The organism is Desulfuromonas sp. CSMB_57 (genome assembly GCF_020194955.2).
Lineage (GTDB): Bacteria > Desulfobacterota > Desulfuromonadia > Desulfuromonadales > Syntrophotaleaceae > JAFCIY02.
The window spans coordinates 154,205-171,623 of sequence record NZ_JAFCIY020000006.1 but is presented as its reverse complement, the minus strand read 5'-3'; the positions used below and the strand labels follow the sequence as shown (position 1 = coordinate 171,623).

16 protein-coding genes and 2 tRNA genes are annotated in these 17,419 nt (G+C 62.6%); 7 read left to right on the top strand and 11 right to left on the bottom strand.

The genetic code is table 11. The features are described 5' to 3' along the window. Positions 1-4: 4 nt before the first annotated feature. The 4 genes from JQN68_RS02770 to JQN68_RS02755 all read right to left on the bottom strand — a co-directional run bounded on the left by JQN68_RS02770 (position 5) and on the right by JQN68_RS02755 (position 3,594). Positions 5-127, bottom strand: coding sequence for a rubredoxin-like domain-containing protein (locus JQN68_RS02770; RefSeq protein ID WP_225071810.1), 123 nt, complete (start codon positions 125-127; stop codon positions 5-7). A gap of 80 nt (positions 128-207) precedes the next feature. Next, positions 208-1,023 carry a glycerophosphodiester phosphodiesterase family protein gene (locus JQN68_RS02765; protein WP_225071811.1) on the bottom strand — a complete coding sequence of 272 codons (816 nt, stop codon included), beginning with the start codon at positions 1,021-1,023 and terminating at the stop codon, positions 208-210. Positions 1,024-1,090: 67 nt separating this feature from the next. Continuing rightward, complete coding sequence (locus JQN68_RS02760) at positions 1,091-1,372, bottom strand: CxxCxxCC domain-containing protein (protein WP_225071812.1); 282 nt, start codon at positions 1,370-1,372, stop codon at positions 1,091-1,093. Further along, complete coding sequence (locus tag JQN68_RS02755) at positions 1,363-3,594, bottom strand: vitamin B12-dependent ribonucleotide reductase (RefSeq protein ID WP_225071813.1); 2,232 nt, start codon at positions 3,592-3,594, stop codon at positions 1,363-1,365. Before JQN68_RS02755 ends, JQN68_RS02760 begins: the two co-directional genes overlap by 10 nt. Positions 3,595-4,018: 424 nt before the next feature. On the opposite strand from JQN68_RS02755, the gene JQN68_RS02750 reads away from it, so the two are divergent. Genes JQN68_RS02750 through rsmA form a run of 4 tightly spaced genes read left to right on the top strand, consistent with a single transcriptional unit; the run spans position 4,019 to position 7,771 of the window. Beyond that, complete coding sequence (locus JQN68_RS02750; RefSeq protein WP_225071814.1) at positions 4,019-5,335, top strand: PhoH family protein; 1,317 nt, start codon at positions 4,019-4,021, stop codon at positions 5,333-5,335. Between the two features lie 54 nt (positions 5,336-5,389). After that, positions 5,390-6,415, top strand: a complete 1,026-nt coding sequence (tsaD, locus tag JQN68_RS02745) for a tRNA (adenosine(37)-N6)-threonylcarbamoyltransferase complex transferase subunit TsaD (protein ID WP_225071815.1) — start codon at positions 5,390-5,392, stop codon at positions 6,413-6,415. 26 nt (positions 6,416-6,441) lie between these two features. After that, positions 6,442-6,927 carry a DUF2062 domain-containing protein gene (locus JQN68_RS02740; protein ID WP_225071816.1) on the top strand — a complete coding sequence of 162 codons (486 nt, stop codon included), beginning with the start codon at positions 6,442-6,444 and terminating at the stop codon, positions 6,925-6,927. A 16-nt stretch (positions 6,928-6,943) separates the two neighbouring features. Then, positions 6,944-7,771 carry a 16S rRNA (adenine(1518)-N(6)/adenine(1519)-N(6))-dimethyltransferase RsmA gene (gene rsmA, locus JQN68_RS02735; RefSeq protein WP_225071817.1) on the top strand — a complete coding sequence of 276 codons (828 nt, stop codon included), beginning with the start codon at positions 6,944-6,946 and terminating at the stop codon, positions 7,769-7,771. A gap of 146 nt (positions 7,772-7,917) precedes the next feature. On the opposite strand, the gene JQN68_RS02730 is transcribed toward rsmA, so the two are convergent. The 3 genes from JQN68_RS02730 to JQN68_RS02720 all read right to left on the bottom strand — a co-directional run bounded on the left by JQN68_RS02730 (position 7,918) and on the right by JQN68_RS02720 (position 8,968). After that, positions 7,918-7,992 (bottom strand) — tRNA-Gly (locus JQN68_RS02730). A 98-nt stretch (positions 7,993-8,090) separates the two neighbouring features. Next, positions 8,091-8,165 (bottom strand) — tRNA-Gly (locus tag JQN68_RS02725). A gap of 218 nt (positions 8,166-8,383) precedes the next feature. Further along, positions 8,384-8,968: a lytic transglycosylase domain-containing protein gene (locus JQN68_RS02720; protein WP_225071331.1), complete on the bottom strand. Its 585-nt coding sequence runs from the start codon at positions 8,966-8,968 to the stop codon at positions 8,384-8,386. Between the two features lie 227 nt (positions 8,969-9,195). Here JQN68_RS02720 and nadB point away from each other — a divergent pair, with 227 nt between their 5' ends. Genes nadB through JQN68_RS02705 form a run of 3 tightly spaced genes read left to right on the top strand, consistent with a single transcriptional unit; the run spans position 9,196 to position 11,295 of the window. Next, complete coding sequence (gene nadB / locus JQN68_RS02715; RefSeq protein ID WP_225071332.1) at positions 9,196-10,791, top strand: L-aspartate oxidase; 1,596 nt, start codon at positions 9,196-9,198, stop codon at positions 10,789-10,791. 21 nt (positions 10,792-10,812) lie between these two features. Then, positions 10,813-11,085, top strand: a complete 273-nt coding sequence (pheA, locus tag JQN68_RS02710) for a chorismate mutase (RefSeq protein WP_225071333.1) — start codon at positions 10,813-10,815, stop codon at positions 11,083-11,085. A gap of 3 nt (positions 11,086-11,088) precedes the next feature. Next, complete coding sequence (locus JQN68_RS02705; RefSeq protein ID WP_225071334.1) at positions 11,089-11,295, top strand: hypothetical protein; 207 nt, start codon at positions 11,089-11,091, stop codon at positions 11,293-11,295. A 59-nt stretch (positions 11,296-11,354) separates the two neighbouring features. Here JQN68_RS02705 and pyrE read toward each other — a convergent pair whose 3' ends face one another. The 4 genes from pyrE to JQN68_RS02685 all read right to left on the bottom strand — a co-directional run bounded on the left by pyrE (position 11,355) and on the right by JQN68_RS02685 (position 17,408). Next, complete coding sequence (gene pyrE / locus JQN68_RS02700; protein WP_225071335.1) at positions 11,355-11,912, bottom strand: orotate phosphoribosyltransferase; 558 nt, start codon at positions 11,910-11,912, stop codon at positions 11,355-11,357. Positions 11,913-12,035: 123 nt separating this feature from the next. Next, on the bottom strand, positions 12,036-13,442 hold the full coding sequence (purF, locus tag JQN68_RS02695; RefSeq protein ID WP_225071336.1) for an amidophosphoribosyltransferase: 1,407 nt from the start codon (positions 13,440-13,442) through the stop codon (positions 12,036-12,038). Between the two features lie 153 nt (positions 13,443-13,595). Continuing rightward, the gene (locus JQN68_RS02690) at positions 13,596-14,423 is read right to left on the bottom strand and encodes a phosphoribosylformylglycinamidine synthase subunit PurQ (protein WP_225071337.1); all 828 of its coding nucleotides are present in this window, start codon (positions 14,421-14,423) and stop codon (positions 13,596-13,598) included. Between the two features lie 3 nt (positions 14,424-14,426). Continuing rightward, entirely contained in the window at positions 14,427-17,408 is a 2,982-nt protein-coding gene (locus JQN68_RS02685) for a phosphoribosylformylglycinamidine synthase subunit PurS (protein ID WP_225071338.1), read from the bottom strand. Between the last annotated feature and the right edge of the window lie 11 nt (positions 17,409-17,419).

The window sequence follows — 17,419 nt, the reverse complement described above, 5'->3', positions numbered from 1 at the left end:
GTATTTACTTGCGCAGTCCGATGAACTTGGAACTGTCGACGCCGCACTTGGGACAGGTTTTCGGGGGCGCCTGACCTTCCTGGGTCAAACCACAGACGGTACACTGCCATTTTTTACCGGTAGACATGGTTCCCTCCTTGGTGCTGTAGGTTGTCGGATTACGGTTTTTGAATGCGTTTCAATATATAACTCGTTTGGTTATATATGTCAAGGTTTATTTTCATCCGGCCCCGACTGTGCCGCCATGCGCACCAGCAAAGCCGGATCGTCGCTCATCAGGCCGTCGACTCCCATGGTCAGCAGTCTCCTCATGTCGGCGGCGGCATTGACGGTCCAGACATGCACTTCCAGGCCCAGATGGCGGGTCGCCGCCAGCATTTCCTCGGTGACCAGAGTGCGTCCCTGCCAGACTTCGGGGATCTGCAAAACCCGGGCGGGCGGCCGATAGTCCGGTGGGTCCTGGGTGCCGAGCCAGGTGAAAAAGGCGACCAGTTCCTGGAAGCTGAAACTGGTGGGAATGGCCCCGCACCGCGGACGCAGGCGTGCCATGATGAGGTCCTGTTCCGCGGCCAGCAGCACGGACTCGGAGCGACCCGTCGCGGCGAGGATGTCCAGGGTGCGGCCCTCGATGCCGGGTGCCTCCTGCTTGATTTCGATGTTGAATAGGGCTTGGGGGAAAGCCTCCAGGACTTCGGCCAGGGTCGGCACCGTGATGCCGCGCTCCCGAAAGGGAAAGCTGCCACCCCCGTCGGGGGTGAAGGTGAAGCCGGCATCGTACTGTTTGAGTTCCCGCAGGGCGAGATGGGAAACCGCTCGGTCGACACCGCAGGTGCGCAACAGGGTGTCGTCATGCAGCACCACCACCTCGCCGTCCGCCGTGGCGTGCACGTCCAGTTCCAGATAGGGGACACCGGCCTCCAGGGCGGCGGCAAAGGCGGGCAGGGTGTTTTCCGGATGGGTGGCGGCGCTGCCGCGATGGCCGAAAAGTCGCGGACGGGGCCCGGTCAGGTAGTTGTTGGTCATGGCACCTCCTGCTGAGCGGCCCGGAGGCCGGTTGGTGCCGTGCCGCCGGCCAAGGCGACATGGCAATTCATGGCAGTTCGCGGTGGTTGTGCAGATACTGCACGTAGGCGCAGTCCGCCGGCAGCCAATCGGCTGCCGCCACGACTTCAGGTGTGAGGCGCACGCAGTCCTCGCCGACCTCGAAACGATGTGCATAGACCTTGCAGCGCCGCGTCTGGATGTCCAGGTAACGGCAGGCCACGGCGGTCTCCCGCCAGCGCCCCCGGCTGTCGAGGCCTTTTTCAAAGCAGCAGCGCCCGCAGCAGCGGCACAGCGCTTCCCATTCCCGTTCTTCCACCGTCAGGCGCATTCCGAGTAGCCGCAGGCATGGCAGACGCAGCAGCCGCCCTCATGCTCCACGGGGCCGCCGCATTCCGGACAGGCACCGCCGCTGTTGACGAACAGCAGGGAAGGATCGCCGTCGCTTTCCGCCAGCATGTGCATTTGGATGGCCCTGGCCACGGCGTCGGCGCAGGAGGTGACGCGGTTGTCGCCGAATCCGGCCGGCTTGTGGCAGGTGATGCCGATGAGCTGCTTGATGGTCTGGCGGGCCTGCACGCCGCTGCGCCAGGCCAGGGACACCAGCCGGCCGATGGCCTCGCATTGGCTGGCGGCGCAACCGCCGGCCTTGCCCATGGTGGTGAACAGCTCGAACAGTCCGCTGCTGTCCTGGTTGATGGTGACATACAGAGGACCGCAGCCGGTCGTCATCTGATAGGTCTTCCCGGCCAGGGCCCGGGGCCGTTCCCGCTTGCGGCCGGCCTTGCCGGCTTCCACGGGCAGGGCCGGTGCGGCCGCATCCGCCGGCGGCTTGCCAACGGAAAGCACCTGCAGGTCGCGGGAACCGTCCCGATAGATGGTCACCCCTTTGCATCCCTGCTGGTAGGCCAGGCGGTAGACCTCGGCGACTTCCTCGCGGGTGGCATCGTTGGGGAAATTGACCGTCTTGGATACGGCGTTGTCCGTGTGGCGCTGAAAGGCCGCCTGCATGCGGATGTGGTCTTCCGGCGTGATGTCGTGGGCCGTCACGAACAGGCGCCGGATGGCTTCGGGGACCTCGGCCAGATCCTGGACGCCGCCGTGCTCGGCAATGCGTTTCATCAGTTCCGGAGAATAGAAACCCTCCTGTCGGGCCAGTTCCTCGAACAGGGGATGGACCTCCACCAGTTGGTCGTTGTCCAGCACCTGGCGCACGTAGGAAACGGCGAAGATCGGTTCGATGCCGCTGGAGGCGTTGGCGATGATGGAAATGGTGCCGGTTGGCGCGATGGTGGTGCAGGTGGCGTTGCGCAGGGGCGCCTCGCCGCGCTGCTGATAGCGGCTGCCGGCAAAATTGGGGAAGGGGCCCCGTTCCACCGCCAGTTGCCGGGAGGCGTCGCGGGCCGTTTCGGTGATGGTCGCCATCAACCGGTCCGCCAGTTCGAGGGCGGCGGCGGAGTTGTAGGGCAGTTCGAGCCGGATAAGGAGGTCGGCCCAACCCATGACACCCAGACCGATCTTGCGGTTGGCGCGGGTCATCTCGCCGATTTCCGGCAGGGGATAACGGTTGATCTCGATGACGTTGTCCAGAAAGCGTACCGCCAGGGTCACGATACGACGCAGTTTGTCCCAATCCAGAGTGCCGTCGGCGCCGACCAGGCGCACCAGGTTGATGGAGCCCAGGTTGCAGGATTCGTAGGGCAGCAGGGGTTGTTCGCCGCAGGGATTGGTGGCTTCGATTTCGCCTACTTGGGGGGTCGGGTTGTCGCGGTTGAGACGATCGAGGAAGATGATGCCGGGTTCGCCGTTGGTCCAGGCCATTTCCACGATGCGGTCGAACACCTTGCGGGCATCCATTTTTTTTACCGGTTCACCGGTGCGGGGATTGGTCAGGTCGTATTCCAGCCCTTCTTCGACGGCGCGCATGAAGTCTTCCGTCAGACCCACGGACAGGTTGAAGTTGGTCAGCACCTTCTGATCGTGCTTGGCCATGATAAAGTCCATGATGTCGGGATGGTCCACCCGCAGAATGGCCATGTTGGCGCCGCGCCGGGTACCGCCCTGCTTGATGGTTTCGGTGGCGGCGTCGAACACCTTCATGAAGCTGATGGGACCGGAGGAAATGCCCTTGGTGGAAAGTACCACATCGTTGGCCGGACGGATGCGGCTGAAGGAGAAGCCGGTGCCGCCGCCGCTTTTGTGAATCAGGGCGGTCTGCTTGATGGCCTCGAAAATGCTCTCCATGGAGTCATCCACCGGCAGCACGAAACAGGCCGACAATTGGCCCAGTTCCCGGCCGGCGTTCATGAGGGTGGGGGAGTTGGGCAAAAATTCCAGGCCGGCCATGAGCCGGTAGAACTCTTCGGCCAGGGTCTCCATATCCCGGCCGCCTTCGAAATGGGCCTCGGCGCCGGCCACCGCTTCGGCGACCCGGCGGAACATGTCCTGGGGGGATTCCAGAATTTGCCCTTCCCTGTCCCGTTTCAGGTAGCGGCGTTTGAGAACGGTGAGGGCATTGGGACTGAGGGAGGCTTCGGTAAGGGCGATGGACATGGGCTTGGTTCCTTTTCAACGGGTCGGGCCAAACATGGACTGGCTGGCGTTTTTTTCAATATGATGGGTCCAGAAGGTCTATAAAGCACAACATGTTGTGTCCTGTCAAGCGGTGCTTCGGATTGCAAACCAAGTGGCGGACGGCCGGGGAGGTGCTTGGCCCGGATTCCTCTTCTTGGCTGTATTGTACCTAAAAACCACTGGGACGCTCGCCCTTGGCCGCCCTTGCGAACCCCTTCGGGGCCGGAGCGGGGACAGAGAATTCGGTTGCCAAACAGGGCGCCCCGATGGTAACTTCCTGCTGGTTTCGGCTGAAGTTCGAAACATCTCATCCCAGCCTTTTTCCCGGTGAGGACCTGCAACGGAATCCTGCGCGAACCTGTTTCATTGTTGCGCACAGCCTTTCGTTCGGAAACGGAGAGCAATGAAAAAAGTCTTCATTCTCGATACCAATGTGTTGCTGCACGATCCCCAGGCGATGCTCAAATTCGAAGATAACGATGTGGTCATCCCCATCACCGTCATCGAAGAGATCGATACCTTTAAAAAGGATCTCAGCGAGATCGGACGCAACGCCCGCCAGGTTTCCCGCCTGCTGGATTCCTTCCGAGCCAGCGCGCATCTCATCGATGGGGTGACCCTCGAGGGCGGCGGCAAACTGCAGGTGGTGCTTTATACGGAACCGGCCATGAAACGTCTGCCGCCGGAATTGCGCAGCGACCGCGGCGACAACCGCATTCTGGCCGTTGCCATGCAGATGAAGGACGACTGCCAGTGCCCGGTCATTTTCGTGACCAAGGACACCAATCTGCGCATCAAGGCCGATGCCGTGGGCTTGACGGCCCAGGATTATGAATCGGACAAGGTTGCCATCGAAGAGCTTTATCCCGGCACGGCGGAAGTTCAGGTCGGCAGGGAGGAAGTCGATCGGTTTTACGGCCAGGGCTACCTGGATATCGAGGGCGATTTTTTCCCCAACCAGTACGTGACCCTGGCGGATGCCGGCAACCCGTCCCATACGGCCATCGGCCGCTATCACAAGACCCTGGGTCGGATCGTGCCCTTGATTCGGGCTCCGAAAGAGGGACTCTGGGGCATCAACCCCCGCAACCGGGAACAGCAGTTCGCCTTCGACCTGCTCCTCAACGATGACATCCAACTGGTGACCCTGGTCGGCAAGGCCGGTACCGGCAAGACCCTGTTGGCCATTGCCGCCGGTCTGGCCAAGTCGGCGGACGAGGCCAGTTTCAGCCGGTTGCTGGTCTCCCGGCCCATCTTTCCCCTCGGCCGCGACTTGGGTTTTTTGCCGGGCGACGTCGGGGAAAAGCTGGCGCCCTGGATGCAGCCCATTTTCGACAATGTCGAACTGCTGCTGGGCATGGTCGACGAACGGGGCAAACGCAAGCGCGGCTACAAGGAACTGGTCGACATGGGACTGCTGGAGATCGAGGCGCTGACCTATATCCGCGGCCGTTCCATACCCAAGCAGTTCATGATCGTCGACGAAGCCCAGAACCTGACTCCCCACGAAATCAAGACCATCATCACCCGGGCCGGCGAAGGCACCAAGATCGTCCTGACCGGCGACCCCTACCAGATCGACAACCCCTATGTCGACTCCTCCAGCAACGGCCTGACCTATACCGTGGAGAAGTTCAAGGGGCAGGATATCGCCGGTCACATTACCCTGTTCCGCGGCGAGCGTTCGCCCCTGGCGGAACTGGCTGCCAACCTCCTGTAATGTCCGGCGGCGGCCGCACATGAGGCCCCGACCGTCTGAAGAAGAGTATACGCTATGTTGCTGTTGACCCTGGAATCCTCCTGTGACGAAACCTCCGCGGCCGTGGTTCGCGACGGCCGGCAGGTGCTGTCCAATGTCGTGGCTTCGCAGGTGGATGTGCATGCCCGCTACGGCGGGGTGGTGCCGGAACTGGCCTCCCGCAAGCATCTTGAAGCGGTGGTGCCGGTGGTGGCCGAAGCCCTGGACCGCGCCGGCGTCACCCTGGACCGCATCGAGGGGCTGGCCGTGACCCGTGGACCCGGTCTGGTCGGGGCGTTGCTGGTCGGGCTGTCCATGGCCAAATCCCTGGCCTTCGCCCTGCAGCGGCCCCTGGTCGGGGTGCATCACATGGAGGGACACATCCTGGCACCGCTGCTGGAGCAGGAAATAGACTTTCCTTATCTGGCCCTGGCCGTTTCCGGGGGCCATACCCACCTCTACCGGGTGGACGGCATCGGCCGTTACTCCACCCTCGGTCGCACCCTGGATGATGCCGCCGGGGAGGCCTTCGACAAGGTGGCCAAACTGTTGGGACTCGGCTATCCCGGGGGTGCGGTCATGGACCGGCTGGCGGCCCAGGGCAATCCCCGGGCCTTCGACTTTCCCCGGCCGTTGCTGAAAAAGGACAACCTCGACTTCAGCTTCAGCGGCATTAAGACGGCGCTGCTCTATTATGTGCAGGGGCAGACCGGCCCCATCGAAGGGCAGCATCTGCAGGATGTGGCGGCCAGCTTTCAGGCAGCGGTGGTCGAGGTGCTGTGCGCCAAGACCCTGCGTGCCGCCGCCCGCACCGGCCTCAAGCGCATCGTCGTGGCCGGCGGCGTGGCCTGCAATCGGGGCCTGCGCCAGGCCATGACCGCGCAGGCGCAGGCGGCGGGCCTGCAGGTCACTTTTCCTTCCCCGGCCCTTTGTGCCGACAATGCCGCCATGCTGGCCGTGGCGGGCAATGCCTACCTCGAGCAGGGCGTCCGTGCCGGACTGGACCTCAACGCCCGGGCCAGTTGGCCCCTGGACCAGGTTGAGGCAAACACTGCCGCCTGATTGCCGTACGAGTGCGGAGATTGCCCATGTACTACCGGCGCTGGCCTCTGGTCCGTCAATTCAAGCTCAATCTGTTGCGTTTCGTGCGTCTGCAGGGTTCGCCCGAGGAGATCGCCAAAGGGTTTGCCCTGGGGGTCTTTATCGGGCTGACACCCACCTTTGGCGTGCAGATTGTTCTGGCGGTGTTCTGCGCCATGCTGCTGGGCGAAAACAAGCTCAGTGCCGCCCTGGGCGTCTGGGTCACCAACCCCCTTACCGCACCCTTCATCTATGCTGCCGAATATGAGTTGGGGCGCATCATGCTCGGCATGGATCTGGTGCAGTTGCCGGGGGAATTCAGCCTGTCCGCCTTGCGCACCCTGAGTTGGGAAGTGCTGCTGCCGCTGACCCTCGGCAGCCTGATTATCGGCAGTCTCGGGGCTTTCGCGGCCTACCTGCTTGCGGTCCGGTTGGTGCCCTTGTTGAAAAACCATCGCATTCCCCGCTGGCCGCGCCGTCCCCGGCGGCCATGAATGGAGCATTCGCCTCTTGGAACATCGTCCTAAAAAACGTTTCGGCCAGAACTTTCTGACCGATATCCACGTCGTGGAGGAAATCTTGGCGGCGGCCGCCCTGGAGCCAAGGGATCGGGTGCTGGAGATCGGTCCCGGCCTCGGAGCACTTACGGATCGCATGCTGCCGATGGTGCACAGCCTGCACGTCATGGAACTCGATCGCGAACTGGTCGCGCGTCTCGAAGACCGTCCGGAACCCCAGCTGCGGGTGCATGCCGGCGATGCCCTGCGCTTGGATTGGCCGGCTCTGCTGGTTGAGCCGCCCTACAAATTGGTGGCGAATCTGCCCTACAACATATCCAGTCAGATTCTCTTCAAAATTCTCGATCACCGCCACCTGTTCAGTCGCCTGGTCCTCATGTTCCAGAAGGAGGTCGGAGATCGGCTTTGTGCACCGCCGGGCGGCAGGGATTACGGCATTTTGAGCGTTTTGTGCCGCAACGGGTTCGACATTCGCCGGGTTCTGCGGGTCCCGCCCGGCGCCTTTTATCCGGCACCCAAGGTACATTCGGTGGTGTTGTTGTTCGAAACTCTGCCGCAGCCCCGCTTGGCCCTGAGGGATGAGCGGTTCTTCCGCAGGGTGGTCAAGGGTGCTTTTTCCCAGCGGCGCAAGACCTTGCGCAACAGCCTCGCGGCGGCCGGATTGGGATTTGCCGATCTGGATGGCATGCTCGAAGGCATCGGCATCGATCCGCGGCGTCGGGCCGAAACCCTGTCCCTGCAGGAGTTCGGGGCCTTGACCGAAGCCCTCTGGAAAAATCAGGCGAATTTTGAGGGAGGATGTACGGCAGCGTCGGAATGAGGACCTGGCAGGGTAGGGAAGGGAATAACCCCGGATCGAACGGGCTCGTTGTCGGTGACGTGCTAGCGGAACGGTTGTCGTTGTCTTAATCATGAATTGCTGAATAGCAAAAGGCCCCGCATCGGTTGATGCGGGGCCTTTTTAGCTGGAGCGGGAAACGGGATTCGAACCCGCGACTTCAACCTTGGCAAGGTTGCACTCTACCACTGAGTTATTCCCGCCTGGCGGCATGATGTTACCGCTTGAACTGTGTCCGCCCGTGATGTCGCAGCGGTTTAAAAACGAAAGCCCCGAATCAAGCGCCGGGGCCTGATAATCATGGAGCGGGAAACGGGATTCGAACCCGCGACTTCAACCTTGGCAAGGTTGCACTCTACCACTGAGTTATTCCCGCAGCATTTTTTCGCTCACCGTCGCGAGCGGGCTTATAAATATCAAAAGGTTCCGGCCAAGTCAATAAAAAATTCCATCCGGAAAATTCTTATGCGGCCGGGTGAAAAATTTGAAAGATCAAATAATTCCGACGCCTGTACGGTGGGCGGGAAAAGGCCGCCGCGGACGGAAGTTCCGCAATGCTGGGAAGAGATAAGGCCCGGGGACGACCTGCAGCGATTACCGGTAGTGATGGATGAATTCCTTGACCTTCCGCACATAATTACGCGTCTCGGCGAAGGGGGGGATCCCTCCATGACGGCGCACCGCATTGGGGCCGGCGTTGTAAGCCGCCAGGGCCAGGTCAATGTTGTCGTTGAACTGATCGAGCATCAGACGCAGGTAGCGGGTGCCGCCGCGGATGTTGTCTTCGGGGTCGAAGGGATCGCTGACCTGCATGTCACGGGCCGTCGAGGGGATGAGCTGCATCATTCCCTGGGCCCCCTTGGGCGAGACCGCGCGGGGATTGTAATTGCTTTCCACCCGGATCACGGCCTTCACCAGCGCCTTCTCCAAGCGGTAGGTGCTGGCATAATGGGCGATGAGATCTTCCACGGCGGATGAAACCGCGGTGCGCGGCCGGCTGGGAGTGGACTCCTTGAGATAGAGGCGGTATTCGGATCCGGTGGGGGTGTTGGTAAAATGCATCACGCCGTCTTCATCGACGTATTTGTAGATGTCGGCGGCAGCCGGCACGGCATTGACCCACAGCAATCCGGCGATGAGCAGGGGAGCCAGGGATGTTTTTCGTGTCAAATAACTCATATGGATCCTCATACAGCCCAGACTATACCGTGAAAGGAAGAGTATTTCAACCTATTTACCTGCAGCAAAAGCTTGACATGGTCCGGAACGGGCCGGATAATGGCCGGGCGTTGCCGTCCGGGACGCATCGTCTTGTCATGAAGATGCATTTCTATTTGCAGTATTTGTGCCGTTTTGTTCGGCCTGTGTCATGCCCGGGGTCGCATCCTCCCACCAGTGAGGCCTGAGTGAAAATCACAACTGAATTTCTTGTCGTTGGCAGTGGTATCGCCGGCTTGTCCTATGCCTTGAAGGTGGCCGACCACGGCCGGGTTGCCGTGGTCACCAAGCGTGAAATCTCCGAAACCGCGACCAATCTGGCGCAAGGCGGCATCGCCTCGGTCATCTCGTCGGAGGATTCCTTCGCCTCCCACGTGCGCGATACCATGGTGGCCGGGGTCTACCTGTCCCACGAAGATGTCGTACAGATGGTGGTGGAAAGCGGACCCCAGGCCATCTGCGATCTGATCAATTGGGGAGTGCGCTTCACCAAGCGCGCCGACGACAGCTACGATCTGGGCCGGGAGGGTGGGCACAGCAAGCGCCGCATCCTGCATGCCAAGGATATGACCGGTCAGGAGATCGAGCGGGCCCTGGTGGAAGCGGTCCGCAGCCACCCCAACATCACCATCTACGAGCACCACATCGCCATCGATCTCATCACCGATGCCAAGGTGGGCGGCGGCGGCCGTCCCCAGCGCTGCCTGGGTGCCCATGTCCTGGACATCCGCAAGCGCCAGGTGCTCACCCTGGGAGCGCAAATCACCGTGCTGGCCACCGGCGGCGCCGGCAAGGTCTATCTGTACACCTGCAATCCCGATGTCGCCACCGGCGACGGCGTGGCCATGGCCTATCGTGCCGGCGCCAGCATCGCCAACATGGAATTCATGCAGTTTCACCCCACCACCCTGTTTCACCCCAATGCCAAGTCGTTCCTCATTTCCGAAGCGGTGCGGGGTGAGGGGGCCATTCTCCGGCGCAGCGACGGGACGGCGTTCATGACCCAGTATCATCCCCTCAAGGACCTGGCGCCGCGCGACGTGGTGGCCCGCGCCATCGACAACGAACTGAAGGTCCACGGCGACGATTGCGTCTATCTGGATATCACCCACAAAGACCCCGATTTCGTCAAGGATCGCTTTCCGCACATCTATAAAACCTGCCTGTCCTTCGGCATCGACATGACCCTCGAGCCCATTCCCGTGGTGCCGGCGGCCCATTACCTGTGCGGCGGCGTGCAGGTGGATATCTGGGGCGAATCGGATCTCGCCAACCTGTTCGCCATCGGCGAAGTGGCCTGCACCGGTCTGCACGGCGCCAACCGTCTGGCCAGCAACAGCCTGCTGGAAGGGGTGGTATTCGCCGATCGGGTCGCCCAGCGCTGCCTGGCCCGTCTGGCCGAAGGGGCGCAGCCGCTGCCGGAAATCACCCCATGGGATTACGGCCGCGCCACGGACAGCGATGAAGAGGTGGTGGTGGCGCACAACTGGGACGAAATCCGGCGCTGCATGTGGAACTATGTCGGCATCGTCCGGTCTGACAAGCGCCTCGACCGGGCCTGGCGCCGCCTGCAACTCATCGACGAGGAGATATCCGAGTACTATTGGGATTTCTACCCGACCTCGGATCTCATCGAATTGCGCAACATCACCACCGTGGCCAAACTCATCGTGCGCTGCGCGCAGCAGCGCAAGGAAAGCCGCGGGCTGCACTACACCATTGATCACCCGGACACGGATGACCTGCACTGGAAGCAGGACACGGTTGTGCGCAAACGATTCTAACGGTCGGACGGGAGCAAGACTTTGGATATCGATGAAATCAGAGACCAGATCGACGCCTTGGACGATCAATTGCTGGACATCTTCAACCGGCGTGCCGCCCTGGCTTTGGCCATCGGCAAAATCAAGCAGGCGCGGGGGCTGGCGGTTTACGACGGGCGCCGGGAGCAACAAATCTTCGCCCGCATGCAACAGGCCAATCCGGGACCCCTGGATGATGGAGCCATCCAGCGCCTGTTCGAACGGGTCATCGATGAAAGCCGACGGCTGGAACGGCTGCGGTCGAAAGGGGAATGAGACATGCTGTTGGTGATGCGCAGAGACTCCACCGAAGAGCAGCGCCAGGCCGTCAAGGAATACCTGGTCGAGCGCGATTTCGATTTTCACCAGTCTACCGGCGCCAACCGGGTCATCATCGGCGTCATCGGCGATACGGCCCGCCTGGATATTGACGAACTGCGCCGCCTGCCCGGTGTTCTGGCGGCTTTCAAGATTCCTGACGAGTAGGTTGAAAAAACACGTTGATGCTATGGAAAAGGGGGCCGAAAGGCCCCCTTTTGGTTCATTTACGCCGCCGTGATTTCGGCCTTGGTGAACACCGAGCGCAGGGACAGGCCGGTCGCCTCGACGATTTCCCGGCCGCCCTCCTGGCGATCCACCAGGGTGATGATGCCCACCACCTCGAGACCTTCCTCGCGGGCCCGATCCACCGCCTTCAGGGCGGAGCCGCCGGTGGTCAAGACATCCTCCACAATGACCACCCGGGCACCCGCCGGCAGATTCTTGCGGCCTTCCAGCCACTGGCCGGTGCCGTGCCCCTTGGGTTCCTTGCGAATAATGAAGCCCGGCACCGGGCTGTCGGCCAGGGAACTGGCGATGGCCACCGCCGTGGCGATGGGGTCGGCGCCCAGGGTCAGGCCCCCGACGCCCTGTATCGGACCGGAAAAGTGCGCCAGTTCCGCCAGGAACGCCTTGCCCACCAACAACGCACCGCGCGGGTGCAGGGTGGTCTGCTTGCCGTCAAAATAAAAGTTGCTCTTCCGGCCCGAAGCCAGGGTCACTTCCCGCTCTTCATAGGAAAGCTGCCGGATAATCTGCCTGAGTTCTTCACGTTCGCTGGACAAACTGGTCTCTCCTCGCTGCCGATGTGGCGGATGATGCCGCGGACCGCCGCCCGGTTTGGTCTCGGGTGACGGTCCCGGCATAGGGTTCAGAGTAGCAGGACAAAGGTAAGGGTGGGTACGGATTTAAAACAGGCCGAGTTGGGTGTCCGCTTTCAAGCGGGGAAATTTGACCGGATAATTGCCGCTGAAACAGGCCTCGCAGCATTTGCCGAGGGCGCCTTCCAGGGCACCGGCTTCTTTCAGCATGCCTTCCAGGGACAGGTAGCCGAGGGTGTCGGCGGTAATGTAACGGCAGATTTCCGCATTGGTATGGGATGAGGCGATGAGCTCCTTGCGGGTGGGAGTATCGATGCCGTAGAAACAGGGGTAACTGGTCGGCGGCGAGGAGACCCGCATGTGAATTTCCTTGGCGCCGGCCTGGCGGATCATCTTGATGATCTTCCGGGAGGTGGTGCCGCGCACCACCGAGTCGTCGATGACCACCACCCGCTTGCCGGCCAAAACCTCGCGAATGGCGTTGAGCTTGATTTTGACGCCGAAATGGCGGATGGATTGCTGCGGTTCGATGAAGGTGCGGCCGATGTAATGGTTGCGAATCAGGCCCATTTCGAAGGGAATTCCCGATTCCTCCGCATAGCCGATGGCGGCCGGCACGCCGGAGTCGGGAACCGGTATGACAATGTCCGCCTCCACCCCGTGTTCCCGGGCCAACTGGCGGCCGAAGCCCTTGCGCATGCCGTACACCTGCCGGCCGAAGACGGTGCTGTCCGGGCGGGCGAAGTAGACGAACTCGAAGATGCAGGGGGTGTAGGGCTGGGGCTCGAAGGGTCGGAAGGACGTCATGCCGTTCTGATCGAAGACCAGCATTTCGCCCGCTTCAACTTCCCGCACGAATTTGGCTTCGATGAGATCCAGGGCGCAGGTCTCGGAGGCGACCACGAAGGCGTCCCCGAGTTGGCCCAGCACCAGGGGTCGGAAGCCGTGGGGATCGCGCACCGCCACCATGCGGGTTTCGGTGAGGAACACCAGGCTGTAGGCGCCGCGCACCTGGCGCAGGGCCTCGGCGATGCGGTCGGGCAGGGCGTCGCTCTGGGAATGGGCCAGCAGGTGGATGATGACTTCCGTGTCGGCGGTGGTGGAGAAGATGGACCCGCGCGCTTCCAGTTCGTTGCGCACTTCCTGGGCATTGACCAGGTTGCCGTTATGGGCTACCGCGACGCTGCCGCGGGCGTAGGAGACCGCGATGGGCTGACAGTTGCGGATGTCGTTGCCGCCGGCGGTGGAGTAGCGCACGTGGCCGATGGCCGCCTGGCCGGGCAGTTGACGGAAGATTTCATCATCCTTGAACACGTCGGCCACCAGGCCGCGGCCCAGGTGGGTCTTCAGGCGGGTGCCGTCGGACGCCGCGATGCCGCAGCTTTCCTGGCCGCGATGCTGCAGGGCGTAGAGGCCGAGATAGGTCATGTTGGCGGCTTCCGGATGGCCGTATATGCCGAAAACACCGCATTCATCGTTGAATTTGTCGAACATAGGACAACGGTACTCCAGGGAGCTTGGGTTGGACGGCGCCAAGGGTTATCGCCGCCGAAAGTTGTACTATAGCATAATCGTCAAGTTTGAAAGAAGCACCTCCCGACGATTTTTTGACCTTAGGGACCGTAAAAGGTCCGTTGGCGCCTCGGCTTAGAGCAATTCCTCCCGAATAAAACGGATGGCATTCTGGTACAGCCACAAGCCCATGCCTGCTTCAGGCAGGTTTTCCTCCCGGGTCCAGCGCGGATGCTGGGTCCGGTGCACGTAGGCCTCGGGGTGGGGCATCAGGCCGAACAGGCGTCCCGTCGCATCGCACAGACCGGCGATGGCCGCCGTCGAACCGTTGGGGTTGAGGGGAAATTCCATGGTCGGCGCCAGGTACTCGGAGTCGCTGTATTTCAACACGCCGAGATGCTGATTCTCGATGCGCGCCAGGGTTTCCTCGCTGTCCACCACCAGTTTGCCTTCGCCGTGCCGCATGGGCAGATAGATGCCCTGCAGGCCGCGGGTGAAGATGCAGGGGGAGGCGGGATCGGCTTTGAGATAGACCCAGCGATCCTGAAAACGGCCGCAGTCGTTGAAGGTCAGGGTGGTGGTCTGCCGGAAATCGCCGTCCAGGGCGGGCAGCAGGCCCATCTTGACCATCAGCTGAAAACCGTTGCAGACCCCCATGACCAGTTTGCCGTCGGCGATGAAGCGCCGCAGGTGATCGCTGAGGTGCTCGCCGCTGCCCTTGACCGGCGCGTGCAGCAGGCGGTTGGCGCCGGCCTTGGCGCTGCCCAGGTCGTCGCCGTCCAGAAAGCCTCCGGCCAGGTGCAGGAAATGATAGTCCTCCAGCAGCACCCGTCCGGCCAGTAGTTCGGAGATGTGGACGATGTCCGCCACCTCGGCACCGCCCAGGCGCATGGCATGGGCCGTTTCCCGTTCACAGTTGGTGCCGTTGCCGGCGATGACAATGGCGCGTACGTGTTTCGACATGTTCTACATCTCCCTTAACGGCGACTGCCACGCCTCTTTGAGATCATCGATGGCCGAGCGAATCAGGATTTCGCCGCGCAAGCCGACAACGCGCAGTTCCTGGTCGGCGGTCACTTCGCCGAGCAGGGCGCAGCTCTGGCCGGTGAACAGTTCCTCGAATGCGGCCTGCTGCTCGGGGCGGACCGTGACCAGCAGGCGGCTGGCGGACTCGCTGAACAGCAGCGCCTCCTCGCGCAGCTCGGCGGCCACCGGCACCCGGCGCAGATCCACATGCAGGCCGAGGCCGCCGGCAAAGGCCGTTTCCGCCAGGGCGACGCCGAGACCACCGTCGGACAGATCGTGGCAGGAGGCCAGCAGGCCCCGTTGCTGGGCCCGGTTCACGGTCCGGTAACGCTGCAGGGCACCGGCGGCATCGACCCGGGGCACATTGCGCCCCAGGTGGCCGCGCATGGCATAGTATTCGGAACCGCCCAGTTCATCGTGGGTGACGCCCAGCAGATAGACCAGATCGCCGGGGCGCTTGGCGTCCATGGTCACCCCGCGCCGGATGTCGTCGATCTTGCCGATGACCGAGAACAGCACCGTCGGCGGGATGGAGATCTTGGTGTCGCCGATCTGGTAGTCGTTCTTCATGGAGTCCTTGCCCGAGATGAGGGGCACACCGAAGGCCAGGCAGTAATCGTAGAGCGCCTGGTTGGCCCGCACCAGCTGGGCGGCCTTGTATTCGCCGTCCGGCGTCCGATCGCTCTGGACCGGGTCGCACCAGCAGAAGTTGTCCAGACCCGCCACATGCTCGATGTCGCCGCCCACGGCCACGTAGTTGCGCAGGCCTTCGTCGATGGCGCAGGCCATCATGTGGTAGGTGTCGATATCGCTGTAACGCGGGCAGATGCCGTGAGCCACCACGACTCCTTCAAAGGAGTCCGGCAGGGGCCGAATCATGGCGGCGTCCGCCGGCCCGTCGTTGGCGATGCCGACCAGGGGCTTGAGGACCGTCGCGCCCTGGACCTCGTGATCGTAGCGGCGCACCACGCTCTCCTTGGAGCAGATGTTGAGACTGCCGAGGAGGTGCCGCAGGGTTGCGTCCATGTCCAGGGGTTGACTGAGTTCCGGCTCCTGCAGCACCGGCGGCTGCCAACGGGCCTGCAGTTGCAGCTGGGGCACCCCCTGGTGCAGAAACTCCATGGGCAGGTAGCAGACGGTTTGGCCCCCGTAGAGGCAGTGATAATAGCCGGAGTCGGTGAACTGGCCGAGGTCCGTGGCTTCCACGTCCATTTCCCGGGCCAGGGTGATGAACTCGTCCACCTTCTCGGGCGGTACCGCCACGGTCATGCGCTCCTGGGCCTCGGAGATGAGGATTTCCCAGGGCTGCAGACCGGGATACTTGAGGGGCGCTCGATCCAGGTGCAGTTCGAAACCGCCCGTATCCTCGGCCATCTCCCCGACGGAGGAGGACAGGCCGCCGGCGCCGTTGTCGGTGATGGAGTTGTACAGGCCGCGATCCCGGGCCACCAGCAAAAAGTCGAACATGCGGCGCTGGGTGATGGGGTCGCCGATCTGCACTGCCGTGGCCGGCGATCCCTCATGCAATTCTTCCGAGGAAAAGGTGGCGCCGTGGATGCCGTCCTTGCCGATGCGGCCGCCGACCATGAGGATGCGGTCGCCCGTCAGGGCGCGCTTGACGTGGCCCGGCCGGCCGTGGATGCGGGCCGGCATGAGAGCCGCGGTGCCGCAGTAGACCAGAGGCTTGCCGGCAAATCGATCGTCGAAGACGAGGGAACCGTTGACCGTGGGAACGCCACTCTTGTTGCCGCCGTGCTCGACCCCCTCGACCACCCCCTCGAAGATGCGGCGCGGATGCAGCAGGCGCGGCGGCAGGGGTTGATCGTAGAAGGGCGAGGCAAAGCAGAACACGTCGGTGTTGAAAATCAGCCGGGCGCCCATGCCGGTCCCGAAGGGATCGCGGTTGACGCCGACGATGCCGGTCAGGGCACCGCCGTAGGGGTCCAGAGCGCTCGGCGAATTGTGGGTTTCGACCTTGAACACCAGGCTCCACTCGTCGTTGAAGCGGATGACCCCGGCGTTGTCCTTGAACACCGAGAGGCAGAAATCCTGCTCGCCCTTGGCGGCCCGCACGTCCCGGGTGACCCGGACGATAAAGGATTTGAACAGGGAGTCGATGACTTCCGTCCTGCCGGTGCCGTCATCGTAATGCACCTTGGCGGCGAAGATCTTGTGCTTGCAGTGCTCACTCCAGGTCTGGGCGAGAGCTTCCAGTTCCACGTCCGTGAGGCGGTTGCTCAGGCCCACGGCAGCACGCCGGGCCTGGTTGTTCTCGTTGGCGGCGAAGGACTGGATGGCCTTCATCTCCTCCAGGTTCAGGGCCAGAACCCCCTCCCGGCTGATGCGCAGCAGTTCCTCGTCCGACACTTCGAGGTCGATGGCCATCACCCGCGGTTCGGCGCTGCTCACCACCTTGGGCACCTGTACCGGCACCCCGCGAGCCCGGTCGAAATCGACGGCGGGAATGATGGTCCAGCGTTGAATCAGGCCGTTGCCGAGAAAGCCGGCGGCGATGCGTTCCGCCGCGGCGACATCGATGTGGCCGCGCAGCAGGTATTGCACCGAAGTATAGACCCCTTCGCCCGGGGCGAAGGGACGACCGGTCAGATACTGGATGGCTTCGCGGGCGGTGCGGCCGACGTTATCCGTGACGCCCGGCCGGAAACCCACTTCGATGAGCATGTCGAAGTGATCCGCCAGGGGACGGTTGACCGCCGCTTGCTGGATGACGGGGTCGGAGCAGGGGCCGGTGGCGGCGGCCTCGATTTCGGCCTCGGTCAGGGCGGCGTCGACGGTGTACACATCCAGGGTGCGTACCTCTTCCAGCTCGATTCCGAGGTGCTCGCGGATCTCGCGGCGAACGCGTTCGCCGCGCGCATCGCGAATGCCCTCTTTGAGCGCTACTTCGATTCTCCAGGCCATGTCTTCTCCTC

What these genes read in the sequence shown, in the direction of transcription:
- JQN68_RS02770 (WP_225071810.1), bottom strand. Translation starts at nt 127, where the DNA reads ATGTCTACCGGTAAAAAATGGCAGTGTACCGTCTGTGGTTTGACCCAG.
- tsaD (WP_225071815.1), top strand. Translation starts at nt 5,390, where the DNA reads ATGTTGCTGTTGACCCTGGAATCCTCCTGTGACGAAACCTCCGCGGCC.
- JQN68_RS02685 (WP_225071338.1), bottom strand. Translation starts at nt 17,408, where the DNA reads ATGGCCTGGAGAATCGAAGTAGCGCTCAAAGAGGGCATTCGCGATGCG.
- JQN68_RS02765 (WP_225071811.1), bottom strand. Translation starts at nt 1,023, where the DNA reads ATGACCAACAACTACCTGACCGGGCCCCGTCCGCGACTTTTCGGCCAT.
- JQN68_RS02705 (WP_225071334.1), top strand. Translation starts at nt 11,089, where the DNA reads ATGCTGTTGGTGATGCGCAGAGACTCCACCGAAGAGCAGCGCCAGGCC.
- JQN68_RS02690 (WP_225071337.1), bottom strand. Translation starts at nt 14,423, where the DNA reads ATGTCGAAACACGTACGCGCCATTGTCATCGCCGGCAACGGCACCAAC.
- purF (WP_225071336.1), bottom strand. Translation starts at nt 13,442, where the DNA reads ATGTTCGACAAATTCAACGATGAATGCGGTGTTTTCGGCATATACGGC.
- JQN68_RS02740 (WP_225071816.1), top strand. Translation starts at nt 6,442, where the DNA reads ATGTACTACCGGCGCTGGCCTCTGGTCCGTCAATTCAAGCTCAATCTG.
- JQN68_RS02720 (WP_225071331.1), bottom strand. Translation starts at nt 8,968, where the DNA reads ATGAGTTATTTGACACGAAAAACATCCCTGGCTCCCCTGCTCATCGCC.
- JQN68_RS02750 (WP_225071814.1), top strand. Translation starts at nt 4,019, where the DNA reads ATGAAAAAAGTCTTCATTCTCGATACCAATGTGTTGCTGCACGATCCC.
- JQN68_RS02760 (WP_225071812.1), bottom strand. Translation starts at nt 1,372, where the DNA reads ATGCGCCTGACGGTGGAAGAACGGGAATGGGAAGCGCTGTGCCGCTGC.
- JQN68_RS02755 (WP_225071813.1), bottom strand. Translation starts at nt 3,594, where the DNA reads ATGTCCATCGCCCTTACCGAAGCCTCCCTCAGTCCCAATGCCCTCACC.